Source organism: Arthrobacter koreensis, assembly GCF_035792275.1.
GTDB classification, from domain to species: domain Bacteria; phylum Actinomycetota; class Actinomycetes; order Actinomycetales; family Micrococcaceae; genus Arthrobacter_B; species Arthrobacter_B koreensis_A.
Genome location: NZ_JAMWKK010000009.1, coordinates 55,587 through 71,414 on the forward strand (window position 1 = coordinate 55,587; position 15,828 = coordinate 71,414).

The 15,828-nt window shown below is 64.8% G+C and carries 12 protein-coding genes; 6 read left to right on the forward strand and 6 right to left on the reverse strand.

Annotated features, from left to right (window positions below):
• The first annotated feature begins 40 nt into the window (after positions 1-40).
• The 4 genes from NGB94_RS10385 to NGB94_RS10400 all read left to right on the forward strand — a co-directional run bounded on the left by NGB94_RS10385 (position 41) and on the right by NGB94_RS10400 (position 4,491).
• A complete protein-coding gene (locus NGB94_RS10385; RefSeq protein ID WP_325790553.1) occupies positions 41-1,027 on the forward strand; it encodes a sugar ABC transporter permease in 987 nt (328 codons plus the stop codon).
• A complete protein-coding gene (locus NGB94_RS10390) occupies positions 1,024-1,938 on the forward strand; it encodes a carbohydrate ABC transporter permease (protein WP_325790554.1) in 915 nt (304 codons plus the stop codon). Before NGB94_RS10385 ends, NGB94_RS10390 begins: the two co-directional genes overlap by 4 nt.
• Complete coding sequence (locus NGB94_RS10395; RefSeq protein WP_325790555.1) at positions 1,938-3,407, forward strand: GH1 family beta-glucosidase; 1,470 nt, start codon at positions 1,938-1,940, stop codon at positions 3,405-3,407. Before NGB94_RS10390 ends, NGB94_RS10395 begins: the two co-directional genes overlap by 1 nt.
• 64 nt (positions 3,408-3,471) lie before the next feature.
• Positions 3,472-4,491: a LacI family DNA-binding transcriptional regulator gene (locus tag NGB94_RS10400; RefSeq protein ID WP_418910641.1), complete on the forward strand. Its 1,020-nt coding sequence runs from the start codon at positions 3,472-3,474 to the stop codon at positions 4,489-4,491.
• Positions 4,492-4,516: 25 nt separating this feature from the next.
• On the opposite strand, the gene NGB94_RS10405 is transcribed toward NGB94_RS10400, so the two are convergent.
• The 4 genes from NGB94_RS10405 to polA form a co-directional block, all read right to left on the reverse strand.
• Positions 4,517-5,230 (reverse strand): hypothetical protein, encoded by a 714-nt coding sequence (locus NGB94_RS10405; protein ID WP_325790556.1) that lies wholly within the window; start codon positions 5,228-5,230, stop codon positions 4,517-4,519.
• Positions 5,231-5,375: 145 nt separating this feature from the next.
• Positions 5,376-6,848 (reverse strand): 30S ribosomal protein S1, encoded by a 1,473-nt coding sequence (gene rpsA, locus NGB94_RS10410; RefSeq protein ID WP_325790557.1) that lies wholly within the window; start codon positions 6,846-6,848, stop codon positions 5,376-5,378.
• A gap of 316 nt (positions 6,849-7,164) precedes the next feature.
• Positions 7,165-8,475, reverse strand: a complete 1,311-nt coding sequence (locus tag NGB94_RS10415) for a GNAT family N-acetyltransferase (protein WP_325790558.1) — start codon at positions 8,473-8,475, stop codon at positions 7,165-7,167.
• 25 nt (positions 8,476-8,500) lie between these two features.
• Positions 8,501-11,134 (reverse strand): DNA polymerase I, encoded by a 2,634-nt coding sequence (gene polA / locus NGB94_RS10420; RefSeq protein WP_418910643.1) that lies wholly within the window; start codon positions 11,132-11,134, stop codon positions 8,501-8,503.
• Positions 11,135-11,393: 259 nt separating this feature from the next.
• On the opposite strand from polA, the gene NGB94_RS10425 reads away from it, so the two are divergent.
• Both NGB94_RS10425 and NGB94_RS10430 read left to right on the forward strand, forming a co-directional pair.
• Complete coding sequence (locus NGB94_RS10425) at positions 11,394-11,882, forward strand: hotdog fold thioesterase (protein WP_325790560.1); 489 nt, start codon at positions 11,394-11,396, stop codon at positions 11,880-11,882.
• A gap of 180 nt (positions 11,883-12,062) precedes the next feature.
• Positions 12,063-13,088, forward strand: a complete 1,026-nt coding sequence (locus NGB94_RS10430; protein ID WP_418910644.1) for an alkene reductase — start codon at positions 12,063-12,065, stop codon at positions 13,086-13,088.
• A 3-nt stretch (positions 13,089-13,091) separates the two neighbouring features.
• On the opposite strand, the gene NGB94_RS10435 is transcribed toward NGB94_RS10430, so the two are convergent.
• Positions 13,092-15,125 carry an MFS transporter gene (locus NGB94_RS10435; protein ID WP_325790562.1) on the reverse strand — a complete coding sequence of 678 codons (2,034 nt, stop codon included), beginning with the start codon at positions 15,123-15,125 and terminating at the stop codon, positions 13,092-13,094.
• Between the two features lie 88 nt (positions 15,126-15,213).
• Positions 15,214-15,621 (reverse strand): Hsp20/alpha crystallin family protein, encoded by a 408-nt coding sequence (locus NGB94_RS10440; protein WP_325790563.1) that lies wholly within the window; start codon positions 15,619-15,621, stop codon positions 15,214-15,216.
• Positions 15,622-15,828 lie beyond the last annotated feature (207 nt).

Here is a 15,828-nt window from a genome sequence, read left to right on the forward strand (position 1 = left end):
CCTCCTTCGGGGGGCCCCGCCCGGAGCACGGGAGTCTGCCATGACCGCCACACTGAACCGGCCCGTCCAGAAGCAACCGGTTAAGCCTCGGACCACGTTCCGCCAGCGCCTCTCCAAATGGGATATGAAGGCGTCCCCATACCTGTACATCTCTCCGTTCTTTATTCTCTTTGGCATTACCGGTCTGTTCCCCCTGGTTTATACCTTCTGGGTCTCACTGCACGACTGGCACCTGCTCAAGGGCCAGGGCGACTTTATCGGTCTGCAGAATTTCGGCAGTGTGCTGGGCGATGACCGGTTCTGGGGGTCGCTCTTCAACACCTTCTCGATTTTCCTGCTTTCTGCGATTCCCCAGCTCATAGTGGCCGTGTTCCTGGCGGCCATCCTGGACCAGCATCTGCGGGCCAAGACGTTCTGGCGCATGTCGGTCCTGCTGCCCTACGTCGTAACCCCTGTGGCAGTGGCACTGATCTTCTCCAAGATGTTTTCCGAGGAAAACGGGCTGCTGAACAACCTGCTGGGCAACTTCGGTGTTGATCCGATCATGTGGCAGAACGGCACACTGCCCAGCCACATCGCGATCGCCACCATGGTCAACTGGCGGTGGACGGGCTACAACGCCCTGATCCTGCTGGCCGCCATGCAGGCTGTCCCCCGCGACCTTTACGAATCGGCAGCGATCGACGGCGCCGGTGCCTTCCGGCGGTTCTTCAGCATCACGCTGCCGAGCATCCGCCCCACCATGATCTTTGTGGTCATCACGGCCACCATCGGCGGTCTGCAGATCTTTGCCGAACCCAAGCTGTTCGACCCGGTAAATGCCGGCGGCATCCAGGGCCAGTTCCAAACCACCGTGCTGTTCCTCTGGGACATGGGCTTCCAGCGACAGAACTTCGGCAAAGCTTCAGCCGTCGCCTGGCTGCTGTTCCTGATTATCGTCCTGGTGGGCCTGGTCAACTTCCTTATTTCCAAGCGGATCGCCACCGGGGATTCCCAGCGGCCGCGTGTTTCAAGGAGCAAGTCATGAGCGTCCTGCAGCGAGCCCGGGCTGTCCCGGGTACGGGCACCGAGTCAGGGGCCGGCAAACCCCTGCGCAAGCGGCGCGCTGGACGGTCCTTCGGCGCCGGCCGGCGTCCCGGCTTCCTGACCTACGGCATCCTTCTGGTTTTCCTGTTCTGCTCCGCCTATCCGCTTTGGTGGTCCGTCCTGATCGGCAGCAACGGAAATCCGGCGCTGGGCCAGGAATGGCCTCCTCTGCTTCCCGGCGGGCGGTTCTGGAGCAACGTCTCGGAGGTCGTGAACACGGTGCCGTTCTGGCAGGCACTTGCGAACAGCGTGATTATCTCCGGCACCATCACCATCTCCGTGGTGATCTTCTCGACGCTGGCCGGCTACGCATTTGCCAAGCTCAGGTTCAAGGGCCGCGGGGTCCTCATGGTGGCGGTCATCGCCACCATGGCCATTCCCACGCAGCTTGGCATCATCCCGCTGTTCATGGTGATGCAGAAACTCGGGTGGACCGGTGAGCTCGGTGCGGTGATCGTGCCCGGACTGGTAACCGCCTTCGGCGTCTTCTTTATGCGCCAGTACCTGGTGGACGTCATCCCCGATGAACTGATCGAATCCGCCAGGATGGACGGTGCCAGCATGCTCGGAACCTTCCGGCATGTGGCACTACCGGCAGCCCGTCCGGCCATGGCCATCCTGGGGCTGTTCACCTTCATGACCGCCTGGACCGACTTTATGTGGCCAATGCTCGTGCTGGCAGACAACCCCACCCTGCAGGTGGCACTCAGCCAGCTGCAGTCGGCCCGTTATGTCGATTACTCAATCGTGCTCACAGGCGCCGTGCTGGCAACCGTTCCGCTGCTGGTTCTCTTCGTCGCAGCGGGCAAACAACTTATTTCCGGAATTATGCAGGGAGCAGTGAAGGGCTAATGACGAACAACACCTCTACGTGGAACCACAGCGAGTTTCCGCCCAACTTCATCTGGGGATCGGCAACCGCTGCCGCACAGGTTGAGGGCGCAGCCAGGGAAGACGGCAAGGAGGACTCCATATGGGATGCCTTCTCCGCTGTTCCCGGGAACGTCCTGAATGGCGACACCCCCGCCACCGCCGTGGACCACTACCACCGCATGCCGCAGGACGTGGTGCTGATGAAGGAACTGGGGCTGGATTCCTACCGGTTCTCCACCAGCTGGGCACGGGTCCGGCCGGGCGGCGGGTCCGTGAATCCGAAGGGCCTCGACTTCTACTCCCGGCTGGTGGATGAGCTCCTGGAAGCAGGGATTCTTCCCTGGCTGACGCTCTACCACTGGGACCTCCCGCAGGGCCTTGAGGAGAAGGGCGGGTGGACCAACCGGGATACCGCCTGCAGGTACGTGGAGTATGCACAGGATGTCTACGCCGCGCTGGGCGACCGTGTCCGGCACTGGACCACCTTCAACGAGCCCTTCTGCTCCTCGCTGCTCGGCTACGGGTCCGGGGTCCATGCCCCGGGCAGGCAGGAACCCCGGGCCGCCATCGCCGCTGTGCACCATCAGCACCTGGCACACGGCATGGCCGTCACCGAACTGCGGAACCTGGGCGCCGAACACATTGGGATCACGCTCAACCTCAGCAACTCGATCCCCAAGGACCCGTCCGATCCCGTAGACCTCGAGGCCGCACGGTTGTTCGACTCACTGCAGAACCGGATCTTCCTGGACCCGATCCTCCGCGGCGCCTATCCGGAGGACTCGCTGCGGGACCTGGAGCCGTACGGACTGCACGACGTAATCCTGCCCGGCGACATGGAGCTGATCGCGGCGCCCATCGATTTCCTCGGCGTGAACCACTACCACGATGACCAGATCAGCGGCCACCCTGACACTTCGGGCGAAGACGGGCACGGAGGCGGAACCTCGACGCCCAAGGCTTCGCCCTGGATCGGGGCTGAACACATCACCTTCCCCACCCGTGGACTGCCGCGCACGGCGATGAACTGGGAAGTCAACCCGGACGGTCTCCGCAGGCTTCTGGTGCGCCTCGGTCAGGAATACCTGAACCTGCCGCCGCTCTACATCACTGAAAATGGGGCGGCATACGACGACGCCGTCACCAGTGAAGGAACCGTACCGGACGTCGAGCGCACCAAGTACATCCTTGACCACGTCCAGGCCGTCGGCGAGGCCATCGCTGAAGGCGCCGACGTACGGGGATACTTTGTCTGGTCACTGCTGGACAACTTCGAATGGTCCTGGGGATACGACAAGCGGTTCGGCATCATCCACGTGGACTACCAGACCCAGGAACGGATCATCAAGGACAGCGGGCTGGCCTACAGCAGGTTCGCTGCCGAAGCCCGGCAGGCTGCAGGTGCAGGGGCTGTTGGCGGCCCCGCAGCAACGGCCGGCGTGGGGTAAAGGTAACTAGGATTGAAAGCTGGACTCGGCAATCGGCAAAGGACACCAGGAAATGGAGACCCCATTGGGTACTGAGACGGGTCAGGTGCGGCCGGCTCCCACCTTGGAAATGGTGGCCGCCCTGGCCGGAGTCTCCCGCGCCACTGTGTCGCGGGTCGTGAACGGATCCACGTCGGTGGCACCGGACCTAGTCCACAGTGTGGAGCAGGCCGTCCGGACACTGAACTATGTTCCGAACCGGGCGGCCCGGACCCTTGCCAGCCGGCGTACCTACACAATTACCCTGCTGGTCCCCGAGTCGACCTCCAAGGTCTTCGCGGACCCCTTCTTCGCCACGGTGGTTGAGGGGGTCGCGAAGTACCTGAACTCCACCGACTACATGCTGAACATGGTCACCTCGTCAGAAGCCAATCCGGGAAAGACCCAGCGCTATCTGATGGGCGGGAACGTGGACGGCGTACTGGTCGTCTCGCACCACAGCGGCGACCATTCCTGGGAGCATCTCAGTGACGCGCTGCCGATTGTTTTCGCTGGCCGCCCGCTGCTCAACGCCGCGGACAGCTATTACGTCGAGGTGGACAACGAAGAAGGAGCGCTGGCCGCTGTACAGCGGCTCATCGAGACCGGACGAAAGAACATTGCCACGATCGCCGGCCCGCAGGACATGCCGCCCGGCGTGGACCGCCTCGCGGGCTGGCGGGGCGGCCTGCACCGAGCCGGTCTCAGCGACGCCCTCGTAGAGTACGGGGACTTCACTGTTGCCTCAGGAGCTGCCGCAATGCAGCGGCTGCTGGCCCGGGGCAAGCCCATGGACGGAGTCTTCGCCGCCAACGACCAGATGGCCGCGGGCGCCCATGCCGTGATCCGCGAGCACGGGCTGCGAATTCCGGAAGACATCGCGGTTGTCGGTTTTGACGATGACCAGTTCGCCACCAGGGTCTCCCCCGCGCTCACCACTATCCACCATCCCATCGCCGAGCTGGGCGAGAAGATGGCCCGGATGCTGGTGGAGCTGATCGAGGGACGCGCCGCTGAACGGGTCTGCCGGCTGCCCACTTCCCTTGTGGTGCGGGAATCCGCCTAACTCTTACCGCCCGCGCCTTACCCGGTTAGACGGTGGTGTACCGGATGCCGCTGTAGTCCTCCTCCGCCCAGAGCGTACTGCGGCGGTTCCGCCGGTCCCAGCGCGACTCAAGAATCTGCAGGGCGTCTTCCCACTGTGCTGCTTCGGGCTCCCGGGACCGGATCAGCGCGGCTGCGCCCGCATTGGACGCACAGTGCCAGACGGAAGCCGCCGCGAACTTGGGATCAGTGAAAACACCCTTCCACAATGGGCTGCGGCGTTTCTTGAGCAGTTGGGTGCCGAGCACGATGGCGGCAACGGCCATTACTGCCGCCACGTAGAAGACCTCGGCCGAGATGAGTCCGAAAGGCTTCGACAGGACTGCCGCGGCCAGCAGAATTCCACCAGCGGCCCTGATGCGGCCCGCATTGGCTGCCGCAAAACCGTCCGCCTCGCGGGCCAGCCGCCGCTGCTCCCCGCGCCATACGCGGAACCGTTCCCGATCGGCTTCTGCCTCCGCGCCTGCCACAGCTGCTGCTGCCGCAAAGTAGTCCGGGAAGGTTTCGCGAAGGCCCTCTTCCAGTGCATCGGCTGCCTTGAGCTCTTCCCAGGATTCAGCTTCCTGCTCTTCCTCCGCAGCCCCGTTGATGAGGTTGGCCGCCTGGCTGGGAGGCAGGTGCCGGGCGGACGCCTGCGCCCGCTGGCGGATCTGGCTTTCAAGTTCATCGCGGCTGGCGTAAGGCGGCTTGTTGCCCTGCATCTTTGTTTCCCCCGGAGCTGTTTTGTTTGATTGACGGCGGACCCAGCCTACCAAGCAGTGAAACCTGCTCCTGACAAGGCAAAAGGCGGGCCCCCACCGAAGTGGGAACCCGCCTTTTAGGCAGTTAGTGCCTTAGCAACGGAACTTAGTTGCCGGTCAGCTTCTCGCGCAGTGCAGCAAGGGCCTCGTCGGATGCCAGGGTACCGGCAGCAGACTCGGATGCAGCCGGCTCGGAGGAGTAGCTGGTGGAAGCGGACTCAGCGGAGTCCGATGCAGCGGCAACATCCTCGGAGTTGTGCTGGGCAACCTGCTTCTTGTGAGCTTCCCAGCGAGCCTGGGCGTCAGCGTACTGCTGCTCCCAAGCGGCGCGCTGGGTCTCGTAGCCCTCGAGCCATTCGTTCGACTCGGGGTCGAAGCCTTCGGGGTACTTGTAGTTGCCGGCTTCGTCGTACTCTGCGGCCATGCCGTACAGGGCAGGATCGAATTCGGTGCCCTCGGGGTCGACGCCCTCGTTCGCCTGCTTCAGCGACAGGGAGATGCGGCGGCGCTCGAGGTCGATGTCGATGACCTTGACGAACAGTTCGTCACCAACGGAGACAACCTGCTCTGCCAGCTCTACGTGGCGGACAGCCAGCTCGGAGATGTGGACCAGGCCTTCGATGCCGTCTTCGACGCGAACGAACGCACCGAACGGAACCAGCTTGGTGACCTTGCCCGGCACAACCTGGCCCAGGGCGTGGGTGCGGGCGAAGGTCTGCCACGGATCTTCCTGCGTAGCCTTCAGCGACAGGGAGACACGCTCGCGGTCGAGGTCAACTTCCAGAACCTCAACGGTGACTTCCTGGCCAACTTCAACGACCTCGGAGGGGTGGTCGATGTGCTTCCAGGACAGCTCGGAAACGTGGACGAGGCCGTCTACGCCGCCAAGGTCCACGAATGCACCGAAGTTGACGATGGAGGAAACGACGCCCGGACGAACCTGGCCCTTTTCCAGCTTGTTGAGGAAGGTGGAACGGACCTCGGACTGGGTCTGCTCGAGCCATGCACGGCGGGACAGGACCACGTTGTTGCGGTTCTTGTCCAGCTCGATGATCTTGGCTTCGATCTGCTGGCCGATGTACGGAGCCAGGTCGCGGACGCGACGCATCTCCACGAGGGAAGCCGGCAGGAAGCCGCGCAGCCCGATGTCGAGGATAAGACCACCCTTGACAACCTCGATGACGGTACCGGTAACGACGCCGTCTTCTTCCTTGACCTTCTCGATGTCGCCCCAGGCACGCTCGTACTGTGCGCGCTTCTTGGAGAGGATCAGACGGCCTTCTTTGTCTTCCTTGGTGAGGACCAGAGCTTCGACCTGGTCGCCCACGGAGACAACGTCCCCGGGATCGACGTCGTGCTTGATGGAAAGCTCACGGGAAGGAATGACACCCTCGGTCTTGTAACCGATGTCGAGCAGAACCTCGTCGCGGTCAACCTTGACGACGGTACCTTCGACGAGATCGCCGTCGTTGAAGTACTTGATCGTTGCGTCAATGGCGGCGAGGAAGTCCTCGGCAGATCCGATGTCGTTGATGGCGACCTGCGGGGTACCGGACTTCTCGGTGGTGGTGATGGTCATGTAGTTGGGACTCCGATGTGGAAGTTGTTGTAATTCCGGATGCACTCCCACCGGCTCGCGTGCAACCTAAAAACTCAGGCTCAAGACGGTGCTTGGTTGTCCGGAGATGGACAGAATGTTAATAATGTTGGTGCCCGTCCTGCGCTTGGTATCCAACTCCCGGTATTGGGAACCGAACCAGCACGCGTGACGCGCCTGTTCAGTCTAGCCGGAGGCTCCAAGTCAGGTCAAAGCAGTTCGGGGAATCCAGTAGTCTTTCTTCCCCTCCTCCTACAACCCGCGAAGGGGACCGGCAATTCCCGGGGGCGGCACCGCTCTAGAAGTGGGTGCTGCAGTACGGAGCGCGGGCAACGTCAAAGAGCCCTCCAAGGGCGCGGACCGCCTCTGCGCTCCCCCGGATCCCACCGGCAGAGGCCAGCACGGTGGCCGGCACCCCGCCCAGATAGAGGGATGCAAAGGCGGCAGCATCCACCTCCACTGCCGGCACACCAGAGGGAAGCTCGTTCGCAAGTTCGGTCACCACCGGCGCAGAACCGCTGACCTGGAGCAGCCACCGACCCTGCGCGAGGCCCAGCGGGTCGACGATGTCCAGGACCAGCTCTCCGTCAGCCTCGAATCCGCGCGCACGGAGCATCGCAGCCGGATCCAGTGCCCGGAGCCAGAGCGAGTCTTCGACCATGGTGATGCGGTAGCGCCTTCTGTCGACCAGCGCCCACGGCAGCGGATCATCAATCAGCGCGGCCGCGGTGATCTTCTCCACCAGGTCGATCGATCCCAGATAGCGCCAAAGCTCCAGCCGGGCCGTGTCGTCCACGGCTACCAGGTCAAGCACCTTGAGTGTGTGGGGTTCGGTTTCCCACGGCAGGAACCGGTAGGTGACATACCCGTCCGCGTTGCCGGCGGCGTCGTAATGGACCGCGGCGCGCACTTCCTTCTGCTTCTCCGGGACTTCTCCCCACAGCCCGGCTGCGCGCTTGGCGTACCCGGCCTGCCTGCCGAGCGCTCCGCGGGTCACCCGCAGGTGACGCGCGAAAACCTCCGGCGCCAGGGTCTCCATCTTGGCCAGGTCAGCCTGGACAGTGGTTCCCGACGGCGGCGTCCGCAGTTCAAGGCGGCCCCGGACGTCAACTTCCACCATGGGCTCATCCGTGGCGGCACCGAAGCCGAACCGTCCGTAGATGACTGCTTCGGAGGCATAGAGGGATGCCACGGCAAAGCCGGCGTCCTTGGCGCGCCGGAGGTCCCCGGTGATCATGTCCGTGAGGATGCCGCGGCGCCGGTGGGTGGGACGCACGGTAACCGAAGTGATCTGGTGCGCCGGCAACAGCTCCGAGCCCGCGTTCAGGTCGTGGGACATCGTCGCGTAGGTCGCAACCGGGGCCTTCGGATTCCAGGCATGTTCGGGTGCAGCGTCGTCGTAGACACCGGTGAGCGTCCGCTCGTCCGCGACGTAGGCCTGGACAATGGCCGCCAGATGCGCCGGATCCCAGCTCGGATCGTGGAACCCCAGGTTGACGGCTTCGAGCCAGGCCGTGGTCTGCTCATCGGGCTGCTTGGGATCGTCCGCAGCGAATCCGGCAGAAAAATGCTCCGTGCGCAGAGCGGTGTGAGTGGTCTCCGCCGTCATGGCTCCCCCTGGTTAGTGGTGTTCCCTAGTGCCCGGCCTCGTGCCAGCTGGCCCCCCAGCCCACTGAGACATCCAGCGGAACGGAAAGGTCCGCAGCGCCTGCCATTTGCTCGCGGACCAGCTTCTCCGCTGCTTCGCGTTCGCCGGGTGCGACTTCCAGGACGAGTTCGTCATGGACCTGCAGAAGCATACGCGTTTTCAGGCCCTGCTTCTTCAGTTCAGCATCCACGCCGAGCATGGCCTTCTTGATGATGTCTGCCGCCGAGCCCTGGATCGGGGCGTTCAGTGCGGCGCGTTCGGACATTTCGCGCAGCTGGCGGTTGGTGCTGGCGAGGTCCGGCAGGTAGCGGCGGCGGCCCTCGATGGTAGAGGTGTAGCCGTCCTTGCGGGCCTGTTCGACGACGCCGCGCAGGTAGTCCCGGACAGCCCCGAAGCGGGTGAAATAGTCGCGCATCAGCGTCCGTGCTTCGTCCACCGGGATGGAGAGCTGCTTGGACAGGCCGAAGGAGCTCAGCCCGTACACCAGGCCGTAGGACATTGCCTTGACCTTTGAACGCATGGCGCTGGTGACTTCCTCGGGCGGAACGCCGAAGATGTGCGAACCGACAAACCGGTGCAGGTCTTCGCCGTCCCGGAAGGCCTGGATGAGGCTTTCATCCCCCGACAGGTGCGCCATGATGCGCATTTCAACCTGGGAGTAATCAGCGGTCAGCAGGGTTTCGTAGCCCTCGCCCACCACGAAAACCTCACGGATCCGGCGGCCTTCCTCGGAGCGGATCGGGATGTTCTGCAGGTTCGGGTTGATGGAGGACAGCCGGCCGGTGGCTGCCACGGTCTGCGCATAGGTGGTGTGGATCCGGCCGTCCTCGGAAACCGACTTCCGCAGCCCTTCCACCGTCTGGCGCAGTTTGGAGGCATCCCGGTAGGCCAGCAGATGCGCCAGGAACGGGTGGCCGTTCGTCTTGACGATCAGGTCCGAGAGCGCATCGGCGTCGGTTGAGTAACCGGTCTTGATCTTTTTGGTCTTGGGCAGGCCCAGTTCGTCGAAGAGCACCACCTGGAGCTGCTTCGGGGAGCCAAGGTTGATTTCCTTGCCGATGACCTCGAACGCTTCGGTTTTGGCCTGTTCGATGGTGCGGCCGAACTCGTCCAGCAGCCGGTCCAGCTTGTCGGTGGAGACGGCAATGCCGGCCAGCTCCATCTCGGCCAGTACCTCTGCCAGCGGCAGTTCCAGCCCGCCGAGGAGCTGGTTGGCTCCGCGTTCGACCAGCAGTCCGGAGAAATGCTCACTCAGGCGCAGCGCGGCAAAAGCTTCCATCACGGCCGGAGCCGCGGTGTCTTCGCCGTCGAGTGAAAGCTCCAGCTGGTTGCCTGAGGCGGCAGTGGATTCCAGTGAGAGTTTCAGGTGCTGCAGGCTCAGGTCCGGCAGGTCATAGCTGCGCCGGTCGGGCTGGATCAGGTACCCGGAGATCGCGGGGTCGTCGACCTCGCCGTCGAGGTGGAGCCCGCGCCGGGAGAGCAGCTTGTAGGAGTCCTTAAAGTCGTGGACCACCTTCGGCGCGTTGGTGTCCGCCAGCCAGTCCGCCAGGACCTTCTCTGCCTCGGCATCGAGTTCGGTCAGCGGTACGAAGACCGCGGAATCATCCGTAACAACGGCAAGGCCAGTCGCCTCGCGCGATTCACCGGCTCCTTCGGTAACCAGCCGGAGGCCTGCCGGTTTCTGGTTGGTCTCCTTGAACCACGCACCGAGCGCATCTGCGGCAGTAATGGTGGTGTGGGCAGGCGGGAGCATCTCCGGGTGGTCCCCGGGTGCTTCCTCTTCCCCGTACACGTCGAACAGGCGCTTGCGCAGGGCGTTGAACTGCAGGGCGTCGAAAAGTTCCTCAATGGCCTCACGGTTCGGACGGCGGGCAGCCATGGCATCCAGGTCCACCGGCAGCTCAAGGTCACGCAGCAGCCGGTTCAGCCGCCGGTTGCGCTTGACGTCCTCGATGTTCGCGCGGAGGGAATCGCCCACCTTGCCCTTGATCTCATCCAGGTGTTCCAGGATGCCTTCGAGGCCGCCGTAGGCCTTGATCCACTTCGCAGCAGTCTTGGGGCCCACCCCCGGCACGCCGGGGAGGTTGTCTGCGGACTCCCCTACCAGGGCAGCGAGGTCGGAGTACTTGTCCGGCGGCACCAGATACTTCTCCTCCACCGCGGCAGCGTCCATGCGCGGCAGGTCGGAGACACCCTTCTTGGGGTAGAAGACGGTAACGCGGTCGTTGACCAGCTGGAAGGCGTCCCGGTCGCCGGAGACCACCATGACGTCCCAGTTTCGGCCCGCAGCCTGCTCCGCGAGCGTGGCCAGGATGTCGTCGGCCTCGTAGCCGTCCAGCGTGATGGTCGGGATGTTCATGGCTTCCATGACCTTGATGATCAGGTCTACCTGGCCATGGAACTCTTCGGGCGTCTTGTTGCGGCCGCCCTTGTATTCGGAGTACTCCTCCGTGCGGAAGGTGGGCGTGTCCAGGTCGAAGGCCACGGCGATGTGAGTGGGCTCTTCGTTCTTGATCAGGTTGATCAGCATGGACGTGAAGCCGTACACAGCGTTGGTGTGCTGGCCGGTGTCCGTGGAGAAGTTCTCTGCCGGGAGGGCGTAGAAGGCCCGGAAAGCCATTGAATGGCCGTCAATCACCAGCAGCCTGCTGTGGCCGGAGGCATTCGGTGTCCCGAGGGCTGCTTCAGCCGGTGCCGCCTCAATCAGGCCGGCGGGCGCGGGTGCGGCGTGGCTGCCTGTCGGGGCGGCTTCCGCCGGCTCGGTGTCCGCCTCCGTTTCCGCGGTTTCCAGCACGGAATCCGCGGGCTCGGGAAGGGGGTCAGAGACAGGTACAGAGGCCAGTTTGGCAGTTTCACTCACAGATGTAAGCCTAGTGGGCATGAGCGACATTTTCACGCCGGGCCAGGCCGGCCCCGCGCAGGGCGAACTCCCCCGGCTGCAGGAACTGATCGACGCCGGCGTGCCGGCAGAACTCCACCCCTGGCTGGGTGAATCCGGAGTCGGCCCCCTGGTCGTGAAACTCGGCATCCGGTTCCTGGAAATGTCCCCCTCCCGGATCGTGGCCACCATGCCCGTAGAAGGCAACCAGCAGGTAGCGGGCATCCTGCACGGCGGCGCGCATGTTGTGCTGGCCGAGACCCTGGGTTCCTTTGCTGCATCGCTGCACGCCGGGCCGGGCCGCTACGCCGTCGGCATTGAAGTGGGTGCCACGCACCACCGCTCTGTTTCCAAAGGCCTGGTCACCGGCACCGCCACGGCAGTGCACCTCGGAGGAACCGTCACCACGCATGAAGTGGTTATGACCGACGAAGAGGGGCGCCGGCTCTCCACAGCCCGCATCACCAACCTCATCCGCGAGGTCCGCTAGCCCAGCCGCCGGGAAAGGCACGGCCAGCCGCACGGGAATAGGCGCGGAATCGCCGGAGTTGTCCGCAGGTAACCCCAATGTGCTGGTGCCTTTGCCGCGCCTGCCGAAAGGAAGTACGTGCAGACAGACCTGTTTTCACCCCTGACCGTTGGCTCCCTCGAGTTGCCGAACCGCCTGGTCATGGCGCCCCTGACCCGTGTCCGCAGCGGCGCTGACGGCGTCCCAGGCGCGCTCGTGGCTGAGCATTACCGGCAGCGCGCGTCCCTGGGCCTGATCGTTTCCGAGGGAACCTATCCCTGCCGGGAAGGCCAGGGTTTCTCCGGGCAGCCGGGACTCGTCACCGCCGAGCAGCTGGCCGGGTGGCGCCGGGTAACCACCGCCGTCCATGAGGCCGGCGGCCGGATCTTCGCCCAGGTGATGCACGCCGGACGCGTCTCCCACCCGGAAATCAACGGCGGTTTCCAGACCGTCGCCCCGAGTGCGGCAGCCATCGACGGCGTCATCCGCACCCCGGCGGGCAAACTCCCCCACGCTGAGCCCCGGGAACTGAGCGAACCTGAACTCGACGAGGTACGGGACATTTTTGTCCGCGGCGCGCTCAACGCCGTAGAGGCAGGTTTCGACGGCGTTGAGCTCCACGGCGCCAACGGGTACCTGCTGCACGAATTCCTCAGCCCGGCCTCCAACCGCCGCACGGACGGCTACGGCGGCTCCCCGCGGGCCCGCGCGCGCTTCGTCGTCGAAGTCGTAACGGCCGTGGCTGCTGCCATCGGAGCGGACCGGGTTGGACTGCGCATTTCACCCGAGCACAACATCCAGGACGCCTGGGAGCGGGACGCTGAGGAAACCCTCGCGACCTATGGTGCCCTGGTGGACGAGATCGCACCGCTGGGCCTGGCGTACCTGAGCATCCTGCACGACGACCCGGCAGGCGCCCTGGTGCAGGAGCTGCGCCGCCGGTTCGGTTCCCCGCTCATGCTGAACACCGGCTTCGCCGTCGTCACCACGCGTGAGGAAGCCGCCGGACTCCTGGAGCAGGACCTGTGCGACGCGGTCGCCGTCGGACGCCCCGCCATCGCCAACCCGGACCTGCCACTGCGCTGGCAGAAGGACCTGCCGCTCAATGAACCGGACCCGTCCACCTTCTACTCCGACGGCGCCGAAGGCTACACGGACTATCCGGAATACGCGGGCGCTCCGGCCTAGGCGCTAGACCCTAAGTACCGTTGACGGCGGGTCCCCGCCCAGTTCGACGTCGACCACGGTGTCCGGGGTGGGCAGCAGCACCAGCCGGGTATGGGCGGCACCGGAGCGCTCGGCCACACTGAGCACGTAACGGCCTGGAGACGGCAGCGGCAGTTCAAAGCTGCCGTCTCCAGCTGAAACTGTGGAGACGGCCTGGGCCTCACCGGTTTGCGGGACCAGGAGGATCAGCGCCCCACCCACCGGCCGCCCGTGGTGGCGCACCCTGCCGGTGAGCATCAGCCGGTGGGCGAAGTGGATCTCATGCGGAACCTCCGTGCCTGGGAATTCAACGACATCCGACACCGGGAGCCACCGCTGGTGGGAAGCCACGAACAGGAAACGTCCGGGCCCCGGCAGCACTACCGTGTATTCGCCGTTGCCGTCCGCACGGTCCCAGTCGACCGGAGCACCGGAAAGGTCGGCCACGCTGAGGGTCCCGCGCTCCACCGTTCCGCGGTCCCCGGGGGCACGCAGCACACCGGTGACCTGGAAGGCCTGGTCCGGGCGCGGTTCAGGCCGTGGCGGAGCGCCGTCAGGTGCGGTTGTCCGGGCCGCGTGCAGGTCCGGGTGCGTCGCTTCGTGCCTTACGGCCCTGGGCAGCAGGAAGCACAGGACAGTGGCGGCAGCCGCCGCCAGCCCTGCCAGGATGAAGATCAGCCGGAAGGCTTCCAGCGCCGGGAAAATCCGGCCTCCGACGCCGATGGTGAGCGAAGCCAGGATGGTCGCCACGGCGGCACTGCAGGTGGAGGTGCCAACGGAGCGCAGCAGCGTGTTCAGCCCGTTGGCGGCTGCGGTGTCTGTGCGCGGCGAATTGCTCATGACGATAGTCGGCATTGCCGCCATAGCCATTGCGGTTCCTACGGAAATCACCACGGCGCCGAAGATGATCCCCGGGATGGTGCTGACCAGGAACGTGCGGCTCAGGTATCCCGCGGCCATCACTGCACAACCGCTGATCATGGTGGTCTTGGCCCCGAAGCTGTTGGTGATGCGGGCAGACACCGGAGCGATGGCCACCATGGCTATGCCGGACGGGATCATGGTGAGACCGGCAACCAGGACGCTGAGGCCGAAGCCAAATCCGGTGACCCGCGAAAGCTGCAGCTGCTGCGTGGTGACCAGCATGTTGGCGTACATCGAGAACCCCACCAGCACGGCCGCGATGTTCACCACCAGGATTGGCCGGCGTGCGGACGTCCGGAGGTCGACGAGCGGCTGCCCGCTGCGCAGTTCCACCGGGAACCACAGCGCGATCAGGATGGCAAAGCCCGCGAAGAGGCCCAGGATGATGTCGCTCGTCCAGCCCCAGATCCCGCCCTTGGTGATGGCCAGCAGGAGCGTGGTCATGGCACCGGAGAGCAGCAGCGCTCCGGCGTAGTCGAAGCGTCCCCTGGTCCGCAGTGAAGATTCCGGGACGAAGAAGAACACTGCTGCAAGGATCAGCAGGGCTATCAGCGCCACAACCCAGAAGGTGGCTTCCCAGCCGAGCTGCTGGTAGATAAATCCGGCCATCGGCAGCCCGAGCGCGCTTCCGATGCCAAAGCTCGCGCTCATCAGGGAGACCGCGCCTGCGATGCGGCGCTGCGGCAGGACGTCCCGCAGGATGCTGATGCCCACGGGAATCACGGCTCCGGCGAAACCCTGCAGGGCCCTGCCGGTCACGGCCGCAGCGAAGGTGCCGCCCAGGGCTGCAATGAACCCGCCGGCCACCATCACGGCCAGTGAGATCATCAGCATTCGCTTTTTGCCGAACATGTCCGCCAGCCGGGAGACGATCGGCGTTGCCACTGCCGCGCTGAGCAGCGTTACCGTGACCAGCCAGGACACGTCGTCGGAACTCACGGCGAAGATCCGGGGATATTCCGGCAGCAGCGGCACTACCGCGGTCTTTTCCAGCGAGACGGTGATCCCGCCCAGCCCCATGACGGTGGTGACGAGCCAGGGCGGCGACCTGCGTGCCCCGGACACCGGTTCCCTGGTCTGGCTTTGCTGGGACACGGAACCTCCTCCAGTACCCGGTGCAATGAACCTGCGGGCGGAACCACACATCCGGTCCGCCCGGGGCGGGAACGGATGCTGCGGGCTGTCAGCTCCGGCTGATCGGCACCTTCCGTCCGGTGCCCGCGTCCTGGAGCGGTACCCGAACCTCCAGCACTCCATCCCGGTAGGACGCAGTCACCTCATCGGTGCTGCTGCCTGCGGGCAGCGGAATATCGCGGCTGAAGGACCCGTACTTGAACTCGGAACGGTAGCCGTTCTTTGAACGGTTGGAGGTTTCTTCCCGCCGCTCGCCGCGGATCCGCAGGGTGCCGTCCGTCACGGTGACATCAAGGTCCTTCTCCGGATCAATGCTGGGAAGCTCGGCCCGGACCACCATCGCGTTGGCGTCCCGAAATTCCTCCACCCGGAAGGCCGGTACCTCCCAGTCTCCTTCGAACAGGCGGCGCATCGGTTCGGGCAGTTCAAAACGGTCTCGTCGGCTCAGTCCAGCCATGGTTTCTCCTTCGGTACACCGCTCCCCCGGTTCAGCGGCGGCTCCCGGCTCAACCTCAGGCACCGGCCCTGCTGCGGGAAACGAATAGGTCATCAGAGCGTACGCGCGGCAGTACCGCCGCTCAACGGAGGCCGGCTGGGAACGCCGGCGGCGCCCCGTTATCCGAGTACCCGCAAGGGGAACCGGAACTACGTAGCCGAATGCCCG

Excerpts from the sequence above, each read along its gene's own strand:
- NGB94_RS10430 (WP_418910644.1), top strand. The coding sequence starts at position 12,063 with ATGGCGCCCCTGACCCGTGTCCGCAGCGGCGCTGACGGCGTCCCAGGC.
- polA (WP_418910643.1), bottom strand. The coding sequence starts at position 11,134 with ATGGCTTTCCGGGCCTTCTACGCCCTCCCGGCAGAGAACTTCTCCACG.
- rpsA (WP_325790557.1), bottom strand. The coding sequence starts at position 6,848 with ATGACCATCACCACCACCGAGAAGTCCGGTACCCCGCAGGTCGCCATC.
- NGB94_RS10390 (WP_325790554.1), top strand. The coding sequence starts at position 1,024 with ATGAGCGTCCTGCAGCGAGCCCGGGCTGTCCCGGGTACGGGCACCGAG.
- NGB94_RS10405 (WP_325790556.1), bottom strand. The coding sequence starts at position 5,230 with ATGCAGGGCAACAAGCCGCCTTACGCCAGCCGCGATGAACTTGAAAGC.
- NGB94_RS10385 (WP_325790553.1), top strand. The coding sequence starts at position 41 with ATGACCGCCACACTGAACCGGCCCGTCCAGAAGCAACCGGTTAAGCCT.
- NGB94_RS10395 (WP_325790555.1), top strand. The coding sequence starts at position 1,938 with ATGACGAACAACACCTCTACGTGGAACCACAGCGAGTTTCCGCCCAAC.
- NGB94_RS10415 (WP_325790558.1), bottom strand. The coding sequence starts at position 8,475 with ATGACGGCGGAGACCACTCACACCGCTCTGCGCACGGAGCATTTTTCT.
- NGB94_RS10440 (WP_325790563.1), bottom strand. The coding sequence starts at position 15,621 with ATGGCTGGACTGAGCCGACGAGACCGTTTTGAACTGCCCGAACCGATG.
- NGB94_RS10425 (WP_325790560.1), top strand. The coding sequence starts at position 11,394 with ATGAGCGACATTTTCACGCCGGGCCAGGCCGGCCCCGCGCAGGGCGAA.